The sequence below is a fragment of the Clostridium sp. genome (assembly GCF_050717535.1).
In the GTDB taxonomy this organism is placed as follows: domain Bacteria; phylum Bacillota; class Clostridia; order Clostridiales; family Clostridiaceae; genus Clostridium_AD.
In genome coordinates, this window is sequence record NZ_JBOITM010000042.1 from 1 (window position 1) to 15,957 (window position 15,957).

Consider the following 15,957-nt stretch of genomic DNA (forward strand, 5'->3'; position numbering starts at 1 on the left):
AAAATGTAGTTTGTTGAGTGTTATTTTTGCAAAACATAGTAATCCTCCTAAAGTGATCATTTTGGTATTATTATATCATAAGTACTGCTATTGGAAGTAATTACAAGCTTTTTGTGGGATAATCATATTATCTAAAGTATGAATTTTAAATTCAGCATTAAACCTGTTTTCTTCAAGACGTTTATATGCATAATGCTTCGCTGGGCAAAAGTGTTCCATCATATCAACAATTATTTGAAAATGCTCAACACTTAGGTTACAAAGTAAGCACCTTGAAGTTACCTTCATAATTAAATTCACCACCTATCTTACTCACTTTTATTTAAAGCTAATTCATTTAAAGTCTTCTTAACTTTTCTCCCGCCTCTAGCACCGTACAATTATGCAAATTCCCACTTTCAAATTGTTTTTTCGTAGAAACCCTTGAATATATATTATAACTGCTTATACCTCCATTTTTTTATATAGCCATTACATAGTTATCTATATTGTATCTCTTGTTTTGGTAAATGGCTAGATAAAATCTGTTAGAAAAGCAAATTATATTCATCATTGCAATGAATACTTGAGAATTCTAATATTAGAAGATATTATTTACAAAACTGAATAACCTAATCTACCTAATTTCATTAACTAAAAAGAGGATTTGGAGAACTTTTATTGAATTTACTAATACACGAATAGCTTGCTAAATTCAAAATAATAAAATACAAAATGGAGGCGCAATATTATGATCGTTTCTAATAAAAATCAAATCAATGAAATACAACTACAAGGAGAAAGTATAAAAGATGCATTTAAAAAGGTCATTATTTCACCTAAAGAAGGGTGGGAAGGAAATGTAATGAGAGTTTTCAAAATAAAAAGTGGTGGAAATACACCAAAACATGAACATCCATGGTTTCATGTTAATTATATATTAAAAGGCAAGGGAATATTGTATCTTGATGGAACAAATTATGAAATAGAAGAAGGTTCTTTTGCTTATGTTCCTGCAGGAAAAACTCATCAATTTGTTAACAACAGTAATGACGATTTAGAATTTATTTGTATTGTTCCAGAAGAAGGAGAAAAATAATAATAAAAAACACTTCATTCTTATATATTAAGAATAAAGTGTTTTTTATTATTAAGTATTAAACCTAATATACCATTCTACTTACCATGTCTTGTCTAAACAAAATGTTTTTCAATAATATTTGTTACTTGCTCTTTTGACTGAATACTAGTTGTTGCTTTAACTATCTTTCCATTTTTATAATAAACAGTAAATGGTAGACCCCTAAAATTTTTACATTCAGGAAGGTTTTTAATTACATTAGCATCCGGTATATCAAAGTCCATATCAAAAAAATTTACATTCTTATATTCGTCGCCTATTTCTTCCATTACAGCATAAACTGGTAAACACATGGGTCCCATTCTACCACAGCAAACCATTGTATTTTCATTTGTTTCTATTATTTTTTGAAACTCATCTTTTGATTGAATATGTTTTAAATTCGTTTCTAACATTTTAATTCACCCCTATCTTAATGATTTTTAATTTTCCTTGCATATTAGTCATTTGACAAGTTTCTACTTTCTCATATTTATTTCTTTCAGCGTTTACATACCCCCGCTAGGTATATATTGATTATATTTTAATCTTTATAACTATCAATGTCAATACTAATTTTTTTATCATTATTCATGAGGTAGCATTAAATCTGTTTATTATTATATTTTGCTATTTCTTAAGATATCTAAAACCTTATATATAGAAACAGCTGCATCTGAAATTGTTACTTTTTCTTTTGGTTTAAATTTATTATCTATACCATTATCAAAACCTAAAGCTCTGGAAATAGCTACATAGCCTAAATTTTCTGAAGATATCTCACTTGTATCACTGAATTTAACTATAAAAGTATCCTTTGCCTGAGCAAGTATATCATAGCCTGCAAGTTTTACAATATCTTTAATCATTTCTTCCCTTGTAACTATTTCATCACCTTTAAACTCTCCCGAATTTTCTAATATTCCATAGGCAACTGCCTGCTGTAAATAGTTATATGTCTCATCACCTTTTTTCCCACCATAATTTATCTTAAGATCTTCTATACCACTTGACATATAATACCTGTACCCTTTTACATTAACAAGCATCTTTATTAAATCAAGTCTAGAAACCTGTTTAGTTAAATCAAATTCCATAGTACTAATTATTCCCTGGGAAGCTAAAATACTTAATTCCTTTTCCTGAGGGCTCCCTTTAATCTTTGCTTTAAAAGCTGTAAAATTATTGTTGATTTCTTGTCCACTATAGTCTACAAATTTTCCTGTAGTTGAGTCTATATTATTAAATTGGCTATATTGAAGCCCAGATTCTAGACTATATACAAGTTTAGCTTCCATAACTGGGTTCTTTAGATCTTTACTTGTATTAACAAGTAAATATGCAAGTGTAGGAGTATATTTTGCAAAAAATATTTTTTGTGCATCCTCTGCGCTCATAATTTCTTCTGCTGAAGGTATTTTTAAATTATCTGCCCATGAACAATTTATGTTAGTTATATCACCAGTTATTGCGTCAACCTGAATATTAATAGCATCATTTTGATAAGGTATTCCATTAATTAATCTATTAAAATAAAATCCATATTCTTTATCAACTTGAGCTATGTTATTATAATAACTTGTAGTTGGAAGATACGTTTGCTCAGTACTCATATCTTTAACCTTATCTGGCAAGTATTTTTGAACTATTGATATAGCCTTATCATATGATTGTTCCCAAGTAATCTTAGGTTGTACACTAGCATCACTAGCACCTGCTATGTCCCCATAAGGATTAAATTTATTTATAGATACAAGTTGTCCTGTTAAAGAGTCTATTTGTATGCTCCCTTGATTCCCAAATCCATTAGATATACCTTTTTTAGTAAACTGTCCTGCCCAGCAACTTACATTAGTTCCAAATCCCATATTATTTTCTTGATAATTTGTTGATTGAATATCATAGCTATCTCCATATATTTCTTGTACTATTTGTTTCATTATTGTTTCAGCAGAATTACTATCCAATTCCTTAGACAATTTTTTTAGTGGCTTATAGCTATCTGTAAAAGCTTTTTTCTGAGTCACATCTAAATCCTTAACCTTTTTTTGTGCCAAATCTAAATTGTACACATCTAACATTTTTCCTTCTTTTGCATCAATATTAATTCCACTTGTTGAATCGATCATATATACAAGCTTTAAATTTTGATTTGAGTCACTCATTCCATTTTGATCTCTAATAAGTATATATTTAAGCTGAAGCTTTAAATTATCTTTTAAAATCTGCTTTGCTTTATCTTGCTCTATAATACCCTCCTTAGGGATTTCAGGAACCTGGTTATCACTCCACATAATACTATAAGAACGTATCTTACCTGTAACTCCATCAACACCCACACTTATATAGTTTCCCAGGAAAGGGATGCCATTTGCTTTTCTATTGTAAGTAAAGTTATACCCTGATAAATCTCCTCTCATACCATTATTGAAATCAGAGCTATCTATCAGAGTACACTCAGGAAATTCTTTTGAATTTATTTTGTTTAAAAAACTCTCACCTATTTCTTTAGCTTTATCCTCGGTTATTGTTGCAACTGTTGTTGACTGATTATTATTGAATGTATAATTATCAATGTTAGTAATTTTTCCTGAATTAGCATCTACTGAAATATTGATATTTACATTTTTGTTTTGGCTGTTTGAGTTCCAAGATATCTGCCAAATGTAATCTTTACTAGTAGTTACCTGCATATAATTGGGCCTAAAGCTTATGTCGGTTTGATATTGTGTTTCATCAATTGAAATATCTAAATACTCACTTAAAGCCTTTTTAGCAATTTTTTTCGCATCATCCTTTGAAATTTTAGAATTACCTTCATTTGTTAAGGTACCCATTACAATAGCTGAACTTAAATTAATACTTTTAACATCAACATTTTGTGCATAAATAGGTACTGTAGCTCCAAATGAAATCATAGCACTTAGTAAAATAAAAAATATTTTTTTATTTCTCACAATTAGCCCCCTTTTTAATTTTTAGATAAATAACACTTTTATAATAGTTATCCATACCTTAATTTTAATTTTATATCATATAATGTCAAATAGCAATATAATGTCAAATAACAATATAATTTATTATATTCCAAGGCATTAAATTAAAGATCGGTGTTTTATTTCACATATATGTGAGGACTAAAATTTTCTAAAATAACTAAATAAGACCAAGGCAATTGTGACTACATTGTCGTCACAATTGCCTTGGTCTATAATATATTCATAAACTTTCTTATATCAATAAACTTAAAAGAACACAATATATTACTTTTAAATAATAACTTTTTTTCGTTTTTTCGATCTATTGCTTTTAAATTTTTGGATATGTATAGCTAAATAAGCGGTTTCATCCTCAACAACTTTTAACTCTAACTCTCCTTCAATAAATTTGGAAATTTTTTGTGCTAGCTTGAAACAAGGATCATACTTAAGTTTTATAGTATTTACTAATCTATATTTAATAGTAATATTGCTTAAAATCCTTTGAATAGCAAATCTAATATGGGTAATAAATCTAGCATAATCAAGTGACTTTCTATCTATTTTAACATTTAATTCATCTTCAATCATTTTAATAATAGTATTTGATACAAATGCATATTTTACTGTATTAGCCAATCCTGCCTCATTCCTCGCAGAATGTATATGCAGAGTTACAAGCCCAATTTCATCATCAGGAAAATGAATCTTTGTTTCATCCTCAATCATAGTTGCCGCCTTTTGGGCTAGTTCAAATTCTCTTGGTAAAAGAATCTTAATTTCATCTAAAAATGGATTTTCTATATTATCACAGTTTTTAAGTCGCTTTAAAGTAGATGCTATATGGTCAAGTAGCGATATATGAATTTTTTCATATAAATCTTCATTTAGTTCTTTTGATATCATATATATTATTTCCTCACAAAGCCCAATCACTTCAGGCTCAACACTATTTACCAGTTCATGAAAATTAACTATATTAATTTTGTTTCTAATAAAAAATGTTTTTTCAATTGAAACATTTTTAGATATACTATCACCTGAATGCTTTCCAATTCCTATTCCTTTTTCACAAAGAATTTTTTCTACATTTGCTTGGTAAACTAACACAATATTATTATTAAACACTTTAATCACATTAAAATCAGAAGTTGCAATTTTCATTAGTTTTACCCCCCTGTTTTTATCGAAATTTGATATATACAACATAGGATTAGAAAATTGTGTGATTTTCTTTAAATCCACTTTACTCCATTATACCACCATTAAAGAAAAAAATATTAAATAATTCAACTGTTAAATATATGGTCTATTACACCTGCTATTAATTTTGGAGTCTGATTTATAACATCATTCTATTATTATAGATCACGTAATAATTTACGTTACATACATAATAACGTTAACTAGGCATTTACAGCAACCAAAAAGGAATGAAACTATTTCCTTAAAAATGTTTCTCATAAAGTTATCCCACCTTCACTATAAATATCTTTAATGGTTTTTCTTACTAATTCTTACCTTTCTCAGTTTCTTTAGCTCGTCAAAGTTATAAGTTCCATCTTGATTAATATATTTTCTACAAAGAATAGCTTCAATTTTCTTTTGCTCATTTACGTTATCCGGTTTCCTATAATAGTTTTTACTAATGTTATATTTTATCATTTCAGATATAATTGCTATAAGTATAACAAATGCAAATATTAAGAGGAACAATCCTAATGCAACTGTATTTGCATTTCTATCTATTATCATTGAAATTGAAAATACTAAGAGACCAATTAATATATAAATATTTTTAATCGAATTTTTTATCATATACACCACTCCCTCTTTTTAGCATCTTGTAATGTCCATCATGATTATAATTCTCTATATTTATTAAATTACCTTTATTTTACAATAATATTATATTATTTTTTTAACACCTTTAAGGAATATCAATAATTTATTGTATAATATAGTTAGTAAGTTACTTCATCTTTATAAAAAAGAGTGAACTGGAGATTATTTATATTTTAAAAAGGAGTTTTGAAATGAATAATAATGAATTTAAAGCAATGCTCGTAACAGAAACAGAAAATAAAGAATTTAAAAGAGAAATTACCACTAGGCACATAAACGATCTACCAGAAGGCGATGTAATAATAAATGTTAAATATTCTTCACTAAACTATAAAGATGCTCTTTCCGCTACAGGAAATAAAGGCGTAACTAGAAATTATCCACACACACCGGGAATTGATGCTGCAGGTATTGTAGTTCAAAGTAATAATGATAACTTGAAAATTGGAACTGAGGTGCTTGTAACCGGATACACACTCGGAATGAGTACATCAGGTGGTTACGGAGAGTATATTAGAGTCCCTGCGCAGTGGGTAGTAGAACTTCCTTCAAATCTTTCTCTAAGAGAGAGTATGATATACGGTACTGCTGGATTCACTGCCGCACTATCAGTTTATAAATTAGTTAATTCTGGTATTAAGCCTAGTGACGGAGACATATTAGTAACCGGCTCAACAGGTGGAGTCGGAAGTATGGCCATTTCAATTTTAAACAAGATTGGTTATAATGTCACTGCTGCTACAGGAAAAGCTTCTGAAAAAGATATGTTATTTAGCATTGGCGCAAAAAACATAATTGATAGAAACGAAATAGATGATACTTCTGGGAAAGCACTCTTAAAAAATAGATGGGCTGGAGTAATAGACACAGTAGGCGGAAATATATTAGCAACAGCCATTAAATCAACTAATTACGGTGGTAGTGTAACTTGTTGTGGAAATGTTGCATCAGATGAATTTAAAACATCAGTCTATCCCTTTATTTTAAAAGGAATTTCAGTACTAGGAATAGATTCTGTTAAATGCCCTATGGATATTAGACTGCGAATTTGGAATAAATTATCCTTAGACTGGAAGATTACAGATTTATATACAAACGTGAATGAAGTATCTTTAGAAGGATTAAATAATGAAATAGATGCTATCCTTAAAGGACATCACAAAGGTAGAACTATAGTCAATCTGGATTTATAGATTGTGAAAAGCTATCAATAAAAGGACCAAGGAGGCATATGCTTTCTTGGTCCTTTTGCCTATTAGATCATAGTAATGATTTCATCCTCTACACTTATGCAAACCATGTTTCTCTTGTATTGGTTTCGACGTTTCCTCTAAGTTTATTATTCATAGCTACTGGTGGCCTAAGAAATGCTCTTTTTTAAAGTAAATCTTAACCTACGGTGAAATAAAATTCAATATCTTATTATTACAAATATATTATTTACAAACTAGAAACACTTTTGTAACTAGATTGACACAAAAAATTGATAGAATGAGTATATAATAAAAGCTATAAAAAAATATAATTTGCTATTCAGAAAAAACAAATTATATTGGAAGGGGTGACATCGCTTAATGGAGAGCAAATTCGAACAACTTTATGATATTTACTATGATTCTGTATACAGGTATATTTTTGTTATTGTAAAAAGCAAACGAAATACAGAAGATATCATCACTACTGTATTCATTGAAATATTTAAAAACAAGGATAAAATTATCGAGGTAGCATTAAGTGAAGATTGGATTTTTAGTTTAGCACATGATTCTATTATGGATTTTTATAGAAAAAGCAGTAAAGTAACCGCTAATAAAACCTTTTTAGATAAAAGGTATGAAGATTTTGGATATACTTAGTGAAAAATAACAGTTAACCTAAAAGGACTTAGATTTCTCTAAGCCCCTTTGTTATCTTGCAAATTATTATTTTGTCATGCTAATCCGTTCCAAAGTTAAAAAACTAAATGCTACTGTTTTGTCATCATTAATGAATCCAGTTTCTTCTTCTTTAATATTCCACTCAGAATAATTTACTTTTGGAAAAAACACCTCAGCATCATATTCTTTATGTACTTGCGTTAAGTGAATCTTATTACAATAAGGAAGTAATAACTTATAAATTTCTCCTCCACCTATAACAAAATATTCTTTATTATCATCTAAAATAGCAAATAATTCTTCCTTAGAACTTATGACCGTTACCCTTTCATCAGTTACTACAAAATCTTTATTTTTAGTAATAACAATATGATGTCTACCAGGGAGAATACCACGAAGTGAATCAAATGTCTTTCTTCCCATTATAATAGTACTTCCACTTGTAATTTGCTTAAATCTTTTTAAATCTTTTGAAAAATGCCAAAGTAAATTATTGTTCTTTCCTATAGCGAAATTATCTCCAATTGCAACGATACATGTAAGCACTATATAGCCACACTCCCCATATTTATTTTGCCGAGGTGCTTATAATCTATAAGTTTAATATCTTCAGGTGTGAAGTCATAGAAGTTTTTTATTTCTGGGTTAATCCAAATTTCAGGAGCATGCAAAGCTTCTGATTTTCTTGAAATCTGTAGCTTTAAACCTTCAATATGATTTTCATATATATGGGTATTATTTATGATTTGTGTAAATAATCCAGGAATAAGTCCCGTAACTTGTGCTAACATGTGAGCTAATACAGCATATTGGGTGGTATTAAATGGAACCCCCAGTGCTATGTCACCAGACCTTTGTACTAACATACAGTTAAGTCTTCCATCAGTTACATCCCAAAGTGTTAAAAAACAACAGGGTTGAAGCGCCATCTGTGGAAGGTCTTCTATGTTCCACAGATTCATCATCATTCTTCGGTCTTGCGGATTATTTTTTAAAGCCTCAATAAGTGTGTCAATTTGATGATACTTAGCTATTTGATAACCATATGCCTTTCCAATTGTTCCATCCTCTAAAGCCCATTCATCCCATATATGCACATTTTGCTCTTGAAGTTTCTTAACATCATTACTTTGGTCTTTAAAAATCCATAGCAATTCTTTTACTGCTGTTTTAAAAGCAACAAATTTGGTTGTTAATATTGGGAATTCTTCTTCTAAATCAAATTGCATAATTTGATGTGGAAGTTTGTACGTTGCAACCCCAGTACGATTTTGATCATAATATCCTTTTTTTAAAATTTTCTCAACTATTTTTAAATATTGTCTATCCATTTCATTTAACATAATTTATCTTTAGCAAGAGAGTGTACAAAAATACCCAAACTTACTAAATACTCACTTCCTTTTTAACTATTCTTTTGTATATGCTCTACTTTTAATTCTTATTTAAATATAACATAATTCATAAGGTTTATCGACAAAAACTTCATAAAGCCATGCATACTAAAGTAAAACAGTTACATATTCTTATAAAATTATCTTATGACTTATGTTTCTATATTATTAATATAGCGATGATTATCACTCTAAAGTGTTTTTATAATTTGTATATTTTTCTAATATTTCTTTATTATTCTTAAAAAACTCATATAAAATTTGCATATTTTTTACTGTATCACCAGTAATAATATGCTCTATAAGTTCTGCTTGAACTAGCGCATCCTCCTTACGCCCAATAAATGATAAAAAATTTTCAATTATATTATGTCTATTTAATAGGAACCCACCTAATTTTTTACCTTCATCTGTTAAAGTTACAATTCCATATTTTTTATAATTTACGAGTCCAAGCTCTCCAAGTCTCTTTGCCATCTTCGATGCTGAAGAATCCTTAACGTTTAACATTTGTGCAAGTATATTAATTCTAATATAATCTTCATTTAGACTATTCCTATATATCATCTCAAGATAATCTTCCAATGCAGGGGTAAGTAAATTTTTATTAAATCTTTGTAATTCATATCCACGGACCGTGTAAAATCTATCATCCATTTAATCACCACCATTATTTTTATTATATTCCATATTTTATATATATATTAGTAACACTTAAAAAGTATTTATCATATTTTAGGGTAGGGAAAATTTTTTTCTCTACAGCAAGCTTTATTTATACAATTAAAATGTAGGATAATAAAATATTCTTTTAAGATTATAAGGAGGTTTGTTTCTAAATGAATACTTGTTACACTCCACTTAGCTCCTTACCACTTGGTAAAAAGTGCAAAGTAAAAAAGCTTATTTCCGACGGTTCCTTAAGAAGACGATTGCTAGACCTTGGGTTAATTGACGATACTATCGTAGAATCCTTGCAGAAAAGCCCATCTGGCGATCCTGTTGCTTATCTTATTCGAGGTGCAGTAATTGCTCTTCGTAGTGAAGTAGCATCGATGATAATGGTAGAAATACTTTAGACTAGAACTCATTAATCTATTTATAAAATACATCTAAGTTCAGTAATTTTTTAGGAGGATATGTTTATGGGTCTAAGCAATGCTTCAACTGGAGCAGGAGTGCTAGAAAAAGAGCTTCAAATTAATAGAACAACACCAGCTGATAAAATAATAGCTTTGGGCGGTAATCCTAATGTTGGAAAAAGCACTGTTTTCAATAATTTAACAGGTTTAAATCAGCACACTGGTAACTGGCCTGGTAAGACTGTAGCAAATGCCCAGGGAAATTATTCTTACAAAAACACCAATTTTATTTTAGTTGATATTCCAGGTACCTATTCATTAATGTCAAGTTCCATTGACGAAGAAGTTGCTAGAGATTTTATATGTTTTGGAAATCCAGATGCAACAGTAATTGTAGTAGATGCCACCTGTTTAGAAAGAAATCTAAACCTTGTTCTACAAACACTTGAGATTACTTCAAAAGTTGTTGTATGTGTTAACCTAATGGATGAAGCAAAACGAAAAGGAATATCAATAAATTTACAAGAACTTTCAAAACTACTTGGAGTTCCTGTAGTAGGAACAAGTGCTGTTAAGGCAAAGAGTTTAAATGAATTAATGGATGCAGTTTTAGATGTTGCATCTAATAAATACACGACCATAATTACAACTATTGTATATGAAGAATTGATAGAAAATGCCATATCTAAAGTTGAAGACGCAATCAAATCACAACTTCAAAATAAACTTAATCCAAGATGGGTGGCACTTAAGCTTATAGATGGAGATTTAGCCCTGATATCTTCTATTAACCAGTATCTTAATTTCAACTTAGCACAGGAAGATGAGATTATGAAACAGGTTAGTGCCACAAGAACACTGTTAAATTTACATGGAATTGATTCTGATACATTCCGTGATAAAGTTGTTTCTCAAATAGTGCGAACTGCTGAAAAAATGAGTAGTACCGTAGTTTCTATTGAAAATAAGAACTATAATGATGCTGATAGAAAAATTGATAAATATCTTACTTCTAAGAAATTTGGAATTCCCATTATGATTCTTCTCTTAAGTGTGGTTTTTTGGCTTACAATAACCGGTGCTAATATTCCTTCTAAAATAATTGCGAGTGGTCTATTTTGGTTTGAAGATAGACTTACAGATTTTTTCATTTGGCTCGGTACCCCAGCATGGGTACATGGATTATTGGTTTTGGGTATGTACCGAACTCTTGCATGGGTAGTATCAGTTATGCTTCCTCCAATGGCCATATTTTTCCCCTTATTCACTTTGCTAGAGGATTTAGGTTATCTCCCTAGAGTAGCTTTTAATCTTGATAATTATTTCAAGAAAGCATGTGCTTGCGGTAAACAGGCATTAACAATGTGCATGGGCTTTGGTTGCAATGCTGCTGGTATAATTGGATGCAGAATAATTGATTCACCAAGAGAACGTCTAATTGCAATTATCACCAATAACTTTGTACCTTGCAATGGAAGATTTCCTACTCTTATAGCAATTATCACTATGTTTTTTGCTGGGATTATAGTAGGACCTTTTCAATCTGTAATATCTACACTAATCCTCACCGGTGTAATTGTTCTAGGAGTTGTAATGACACTCCTAATTTCTAGAATTTTATCAAAGACAATATTAAAAGGCATTCCCTCCACTTTTACTTTAGAGTTACCACCCTACAGAAAACCACAGATAGGGAAAGTTATTGTAAGGTCTATATTTGATAGGACTCTATTTGTACTTGGCCGTGCAGTAGTAGTAGCGGCACCCGCAGGCATTATTATATGGACAATGGCTAATATTCATATAGGAAATTTAAGTGTTTTAACTTATTGTGCTAATTTCTTTGATCCTTTTGCAAAACTTATTGGATTAGATGGGTATATTTTAATGGCCTTTATTTTAGGTTTTCCTGCCAACGAAATAGTTGTGCCTATAATAATTATGAGCTATATGTCTACGGGTAGCATTTTGGAGCTTGATAGTTTAAGTAAGTTAAAAGATCTTCTAATTTTAAATGGCTGGACATGGCTAACTGCAATATCTGTCATGTTGTTTTCACTAATGCATTGGCCTTGTGCTACAACCTGTTTGACTATAAAAAAAGAAACTCAAAGCTTAAAGTGGACTCTTGTTTCATTCCTTGTTCCTACTATTACAGGTATTATTATTTGCTTTATAGTTGCAAGTACTGTACGGTTACTAGGTTTGATATAGTTAATATATCCTTTGAAAATTTTATATAAATAGTGCCACATGGGTGGCACTATTTACTATGTCTAATAAATATATCCTTGATTTGTAGTTAGTCCCTTTACATATTTTCTTTAATTGTGTATTATAGTGTTTATGTTAATGTAATTAAAACATTTACTATAACCTGTCGAAAGATAAAATTATATTTAAGGGGATGGAGAATTGAACAAGAAATTTGGTTTAACCATAATGGCACTTGTTGTAACTATGAACATTGGTTTTACTAACGCATATGCAGATTCAGCAGCAGATAAGGCAAAAATTCAGCAGGTTCAAACTCAAAGAAATGATCTTGAAAATAAAATTAGTATGATGGACCATCAAATTGAAACAATTATGTCCAAAATCAGTATTAATGAAAACACTATAACTAAAACACAAAAGGATATTAAAAAAAATCAAATAGATATTGTAAAAGCAGAGGATAATATTAAAGAAGAACAGATCCTTTTTGATAAAAGAATGAGAGCAATGTATATAAATGGTTCATCAGGCTATCTAGATGTTATACTAGGCTCCACTGATATGGACGATTTTATATCCAGATTAGAAGACATCAAAACCATAATAAAATTTGATGAAAATGTTATTAATGATTTAGAAACAAAACAGGCGGCAATTAATTTAAAGAAAGCAGAACTAGCTACAGAAAATACAGCTTTGCTTTCTTTAAGAGATGACAATAAAAATAAATTAGATTCTTTAACCAAACAAAAATCAGACCAAACTGTATTGGTAGCACAATTAAATGTTCAGGAAAAGCAATATGGTGCACAACTGGTAGCAGACGAAGCTATTGTAGCAAGACAAGCTGTTATAGCTGCAGAGCATGCTACTGCAGCTAGACAGGCTGTTGCATCCAGGCAAGCTGCAGCCGCTAACCAAGCTAGTATAGTAGCAAGAACTGCAGATGTACCACCCCACTCTCCTGCAACAATCCAAGTTACACAAGGTAACAATGCATTTTCTTCTAACGCACTTTTAGAATATGCTTCAACTTTTCTTGGTATTCCATATGTGTGGGGTGGGACAAGCCCTTCTGGCTTTGACTGCTCAGGCTTTACACAATATGTGTTTGCACATTTTGGAATAGATCTACCAAGGGTTTCAGAGGACCAACAAAACGTAGGAGCACTTGTATCTAGGGATAATCTTCAACCAGGAGATTTGGTGTTTTTCGGAACACCAGCTCATCATGTAGGTATATATGTTGGTAACGGCAACATGATAAATGCACCTCACACAGGTGCTGTACTTAGAATTCAATCACTTAATAGTGATTTCACATATGGACGAAGAGTTAATTAAAAACCTATGAAGTCCATACATGATATTAACAATCTAGGAATATATTTACTTAAACCAACCCCTTGGTGAGGTTGGTTTTTTATTTATTATTTTTTTTATAATTCCACCAAATGGACATATTGTATGTAGGAAAGCACTGGAGACTAAAGCTTTAATGCTAAAGTATCTCTTAGTCTTACCAAACCGTCCATCATTACCTTTGTTGGACATGCTATATTCATCCGCTCGTATCCATTGCCTTCTTCACCAAATAAATATCCTTCGTCAAAAAATAACATGGCCTCTTCATGCATTAGCTTCTCAAGCTCGTCTTTATTTAAACCCAGCCCATTGAAGTCCATCCACTGTAAATAGGTTCCTTCAAGATCATATACCTTTATAACCGGAATATTTTCTTCAATATATTTTTTAAGTTCCAAGTGATTATGATAAATTAGTTTTATTAGCTCATCTAGCCAAACTTCACACTCAGTATATGCAATCTCACATGCTTTGTAACCTAAAATGCTAAGGGAAAAGAATCCATTGTCTCCAACCTCTTTAAGATATCCATCTCTAAGTTTCTTATTGGGAATTATAATATTTGAAGCCTGCATACCTGCTAAATTAAATGTTTTACTTGGTGCAGTGCATACTACCATATTTTCTGCTAATTCATCTGAAATTGAAGCAAATACAGTATGTGTGTACCCTGGCATGATAAGATCAAAATGTATTTCGTCAGAAATAATTAACACATTATTTTTCAAACAAATTTCTCCTATTTTATTAAGTTCCGCTGTACTCCAAACTCTTCCAATAGGATTATGAGGGCTACAGAATAGCAATATTTTATTCTTTGGATTCTGTGTTTTCTTTTCCAAATCTTCATAATCTATTACATAAGTTGAACCATGGTTTATTAGTGGATTTTTAATTAACTTTCTATTATTTTTTTCTATTGAATAATAAAATGGATAATAAACTGGAGTCATTATTATAATACCATCTCCTAGATTTGAAAATGCTTTAATTGCCGTGAAAAAGGCACTTACTACACCAGCTGAACCAACTATCCATTCACGATTTATTTCCCAGTTATGTCTTTTCTTCATCCAGCTGCATACAGCATCTAAATAACTTTCCGTTGGCATAGTGTAACCTAAGGTAGTAGAATCAATATATTTTTTTAAACCTTCTACTATTTCAGGGGCATTTTTCAGTTCCATATCTGCAACTGAAAAAGGAACTATGTTCTCTGATAAATTAGAATTCCATCCCTTCATCTGCTCCCATTTTGATGAGCCAGTATTTCTTCTGTCAATAACTGTTTGAAAATCATACTTCATAATATACCTTCCTCTCTATGAATGAATTCTTGACCAGCAGCCACTAATAAAAATTCCTTGATCTTTCCTTTTGTATGATTAGCTCCATTGGTATAAAAATTGTACCCTTCCTCTTCCATTTGCATATCTATTTTAAACATTTCAAGTCCACTAAAAGTATTATTTATCATAATATCGCTCCTTTTCTATTATTTTATGTAATTTAAACTTTTGCATCTATAAATCATTTGAAAATATTCTAACTTAAGTTTACACTTTTTTCATCTAAATATGCAAGAAAATAATGAATATTCATACATTGTCTACAAAACATGTACACATAATCCCTAGTATATTAAATGGTACAATATATCTATGAGTTGTTTCACAATTGTGGATTTATTTATTATTAGAAAAGGAAAGTTTATTATGGATAAGAATAAAAAAAACAGATTGGAAAAAGGGTTATTTTTTGAATAAGTTACAAATCTCATTCCATACTGTTTCATCAGTAGGAATGCCATTTTTGCTATTTTCTTCGCGTGTTTGTAAAGTACGTTGACCTGGGTAATAAACTTTCCCCCCATATTCCCATCATAATTCTCCATACAACCACAACTTTTAACTAAAGTTGGAATAGCTTTAGTATCGACCCATCCTTTATTAACATAGTCTATTGTGAATGTGACCCCCGGCAGGCTGTGCGAGAATTAGATTTTAGATATAATCCGCAGCTGAATTAGAAATTTAAAATTTTATTGTAACTATTTTTCTTGATATAAAGCAAAAAAAGCACCTATATTAGGCTGCTTTC

16 protein-coding genes are annotated in these 15,957 nt (G+C 30.3%); 6 read left to right on the forward strand and 10 right to left on the reverse strand.

The features are described from left to right. Positions 1 to 87 precede the first annotated feature (87 nt). A complete protein-coding gene (locus ACREVU_RS07830) occupies positions 88 to 288 on the reverse strand; it encodes a hypothetical protein (RefSeq protein ID WP_431551054.1) in 201 nt (66 codons plus the stop codon). 442 nt (positions 289 to 730) lie between these two features. Here ACREVU_RS07830 and ACREVU_RS07835 point away from each other — a divergent pair, with 442 nt between their 5' ends. Next, positions 731 to 1,078: a cupin domain-containing protein gene (locus ACREVU_RS07835; RefSeq protein WP_431551055.1), complete on the forward strand. Its 348-nt coding sequence runs from the start codon at positions 731 to 733 to the stop codon at positions 1,076 to 1,078. A gap of 95 nt (positions 1,079 to 1,173) precedes the next feature. On the opposite strand, the gene ACREVU_RS07840 is transcribed toward ACREVU_RS07835, so the two are convergent. The 4 genes from ACREVU_RS07840 to ACREVU_RS07855 all read right to left on the reverse strand — a co-directional run bounded on the left by ACREVU_RS07840 (position 1,174) and on the right by ACREVU_RS07855 (position 5,895). After that, positions 1,174 to 1,515, reverse strand: a complete 342-nt coding sequence (locus ACREVU_RS07840) for a thioredoxin family protein (protein WP_431551056.1) — start codon at positions 1,513 to 1,515, stop codon at positions 1,174 to 1,176. 204 nt (positions 1,516 to 1,719) lie between these two features. Further along, on the reverse strand, positions 1,720 to 4,056 hold the full coding sequence (locus ACREVU_RS07845) for a YcdB/YcdC domain-containing protein (protein ID WP_431551057.1): 2,337 nt from the start codon (positions 4,054 to 4,056) through the stop codon (positions 1,720 to 1,722). Positions 4,057 to 4,368: 312 nt separating this feature from the next. Further along, positions 4,369 to 5,241 carry a PRD domain-containing protein gene (locus ACREVU_RS07850; protein WP_431551058.1) on the reverse strand — a complete coding sequence of 291 codons (873 nt, stop codon included), beginning with the start codon at positions 5,239 to 5,241 and terminating at the stop codon, positions 4,369 to 4,371. A 330-nt stretch (positions 5,242 to 5,571) separates the two neighbouring features. Continuing rightward, positions 5,572 to 5,895 (reverse strand): hypothetical protein, encoded by a 324-nt coding sequence (locus tag ACREVU_RS07855; RefSeq protein ID WP_431551059.1) that lies wholly within the window; start codon positions 5,893 to 5,895, stop codon positions 5,572 to 5,574. Between the two features lie 218 nt (positions 5,896 to 6,113). Between ACREVU_RS07855 and ACREVU_RS07860 the strand changes: the two genes are divergently transcribed. Both ACREVU_RS07860 and ACREVU_RS07865 read left to right on the forward strand, forming a co-directional pair. Further along, positions 6,114 to 7,115 (forward strand): YhdH/YhfP family quinone oxidoreductase, encoded by a 1,002-nt coding sequence (locus ACREVU_RS07860; RefSeq protein ID WP_431551060.1) that lies wholly within the window; start codon positions 6,114 to 6,116, stop codon positions 7,113 to 7,115. Positions 7,116 to 7,496: 381 nt separating this feature from the next. Continuing rightward, the gene (locus ACREVU_RS07865; protein ID WP_431551061.1) at positions 7,497 to 7,778 is read left to right on the forward strand and encodes a hypothetical protein; all 282 of its coding nucleotides are present in this window, start codon (positions 7,497 to 7,499) and stop codon (positions 7,776 to 7,778) included. Positions 7,779 to 7,844: 66 nt separating this feature from the next. Here the strand turns inward: ACREVU_RS07865 and ACREVU_RS07870 are convergent, their stop codons facing one another. The 3 genes from ACREVU_RS07870 to ACREVU_RS07880 form a co-directional block, all read right to left on the reverse strand. Next, a complete protein-coding gene (locus ACREVU_RS07870) occupies positions 7,845 to 8,345 on the reverse strand; it encodes a dihydrofolate reductase (RefSeq protein WP_431551062.1) in 501 nt (166 codons plus the stop codon). Beyond that, positions 8,345 to 9,142, reverse strand: coding sequence for a thymidylate synthase (locus ACREVU_RS07875; RefSeq protein WP_431551063.1), 798 nt, complete (start codon positions 9,140 to 9,142; stop codon positions 8,345 to 8,347). The genes ACREVU_RS07870 and ACREVU_RS07875 overlap by 1 nt, the downstream gene beginning before the upstream one ends. A 237-nt stretch (positions 9,143 to 9,379) precedes the next feature. Beyond that, positions 9,380 to 9,850 (reverse strand): metal-dependent transcriptional regulator, encoded by a 471-nt coding sequence (locus ACREVU_RS07880; RefSeq protein ID WP_431551064.1) that lies wholly within the window; start codon positions 9,848 to 9,850, stop codon positions 9,380 to 9,382. 182 nt (positions 9,851 to 10,032) lie between these two features. Here ACREVU_RS07880 and ACREVU_RS07885 point away from each other — a divergent pair, with 182 nt between their 5' ends. From ACREVU_RS07885 to ACREVU_RS07895, 3 genes are all read left to right on the forward strand, one after another. Further along, complete coding sequence (locus ACREVU_RS07885; protein WP_431551065.1) at positions 10,033 to 10,272, forward strand: FeoA family protein; 240 nt, start codon at positions 10,033 to 10,035, stop codon at positions 10,270 to 10,272. Positions 10,273 to 10,338: 66 nt separating this feature from the next. After that, positions 10,339 to 12,489, forward strand: a complete 2,151-nt coding sequence (gene feoB, locus ACREVU_RS07890; protein ID WP_431551066.1) for a ferrous iron transport protein B — start codon at positions 10,339 to 10,341, stop codon at positions 12,487 to 12,489. A 201-nt stretch (positions 12,490 to 12,690) separates the two neighbouring features. Beyond that, complete coding sequence (locus ACREVU_RS07895) at positions 12,691 to 13,836, forward strand: C40 family peptidase (protein ID WP_431551067.1); 1,146 nt, start codon at positions 12,691 to 12,693, stop codon at positions 13,834 to 13,836. Between the two features lie 143 nt (positions 13,837 to 13,979). Here the strand turns inward: ACREVU_RS07895 and ACREVU_RS07900 are convergent, their stop codons facing one another. Next, positions 13,980 to 15,164 (reverse strand): MalY/PatB family protein, encoded by a 1,185-nt coding sequence (locus ACREVU_RS07900; RefSeq protein WP_431551068.1) that lies wholly within the window; start codon positions 15,162 to 15,164, stop codon positions 13,980 to 13,982. Further along, on the reverse strand, positions 15,161 to 15,334 hold the full coding sequence (locus ACREVU_RS07905; RefSeq protein WP_431551069.1) for a hypothetical protein: 174 nt from the start codon (positions 15,332 to 15,334) through the stop codon (positions 15,161 to 15,163). The genes ACREVU_RS07900 and ACREVU_RS07905 overlap by 4 nt, the downstream gene beginning before the upstream one ends. Positions 15,335 to 15,957 lie beyond the last annotated feature (623 nt).

Coding starts and splice junctions, on each gene's coding strand:
- ACREVU_RS07830 (WP_431551054.1), bottom strand. CDS start 288: ATGAAGGTAACTTCAAGGTGCTTACTTTGTAACCTAAGTGTTGAGCAT.
- ACREVU_RS07835 (WP_431551055.1), top strand. CDS start 731: ATGATCGTTTCTAATAAAAATCAAATCAATGAAATACAACTACAAGGA.
- ACREVU_RS07840 (WP_431551056.1), bottom strand. CDS start 1,515: ATGTTAGAAACGAATTTAAAACATATTCAATCAAAAGATGAGTTTCAA.
- ACREVU_RS07850 (WP_431551058.1), bottom strand. CDS start 5,241: ATGAAAATTGCAACTTCTGATTTTAATGTGATTAAAGTGTTTAATAAT.
- ACREVU_RS07855 (WP_431551059.1), bottom strand. CDS start 5,895: ATGATAAAAAATTCGATTAAAAATATTTATATATTAATTGGTCTCTTA.
- ACREVU_RS07860 (WP_431551060.1), top strand. CDS start 6,114: ATGAATAATAATGAATTTAAAGCAATGCTCGTAACAGAAACAGAAAAT.
- ACREVU_RS07865 (WP_431551061.1), top strand. CDS start 7,497: ATGGAGAGCAAATTCGAACAACTTTATGATATTTACTATGATTCTGTA.
- ACREVU_RS07875 (WP_431551063.1), bottom strand. CDS start 9,142: ATGTTAAATGAAATGGATAGACAATATTTAAAAATAGTTGAGAAAATT.
- ACREVU_RS07880 (WP_431551064.1), bottom strand. CDS start 9,850: ATGGATGATAGATTTTACACGGTCCGTGGATATGAATTACAAAGATTT.
- ACREVU_RS07885 (WP_431551065.1), top strand. CDS start 10,033: ATGAATACTTGTTACACTCCACTTAGCTCCTTACCACTTGGTAAAAAG.
- feoB (WP_431551066.1), top strand. CDS start 10,339: ATGGGTCTAAGCAATGCTTCAACTGGAGCAGGAGTGCTAGAAAAAGAG.
- ACREVU_RS07900 (WP_431551068.1), bottom strand. CDS start 15,164: ATGAAGTATGATTTTCAAACAGTTATTGACAGAAGAAATACTGGCTCA.
- ACREVU_RS07905 (WP_431551069.1), bottom strand. CDS start 15,334: ATGATAAATAATACTTTTAGTGGACTTGAAATGTTTAAAATAGATATG.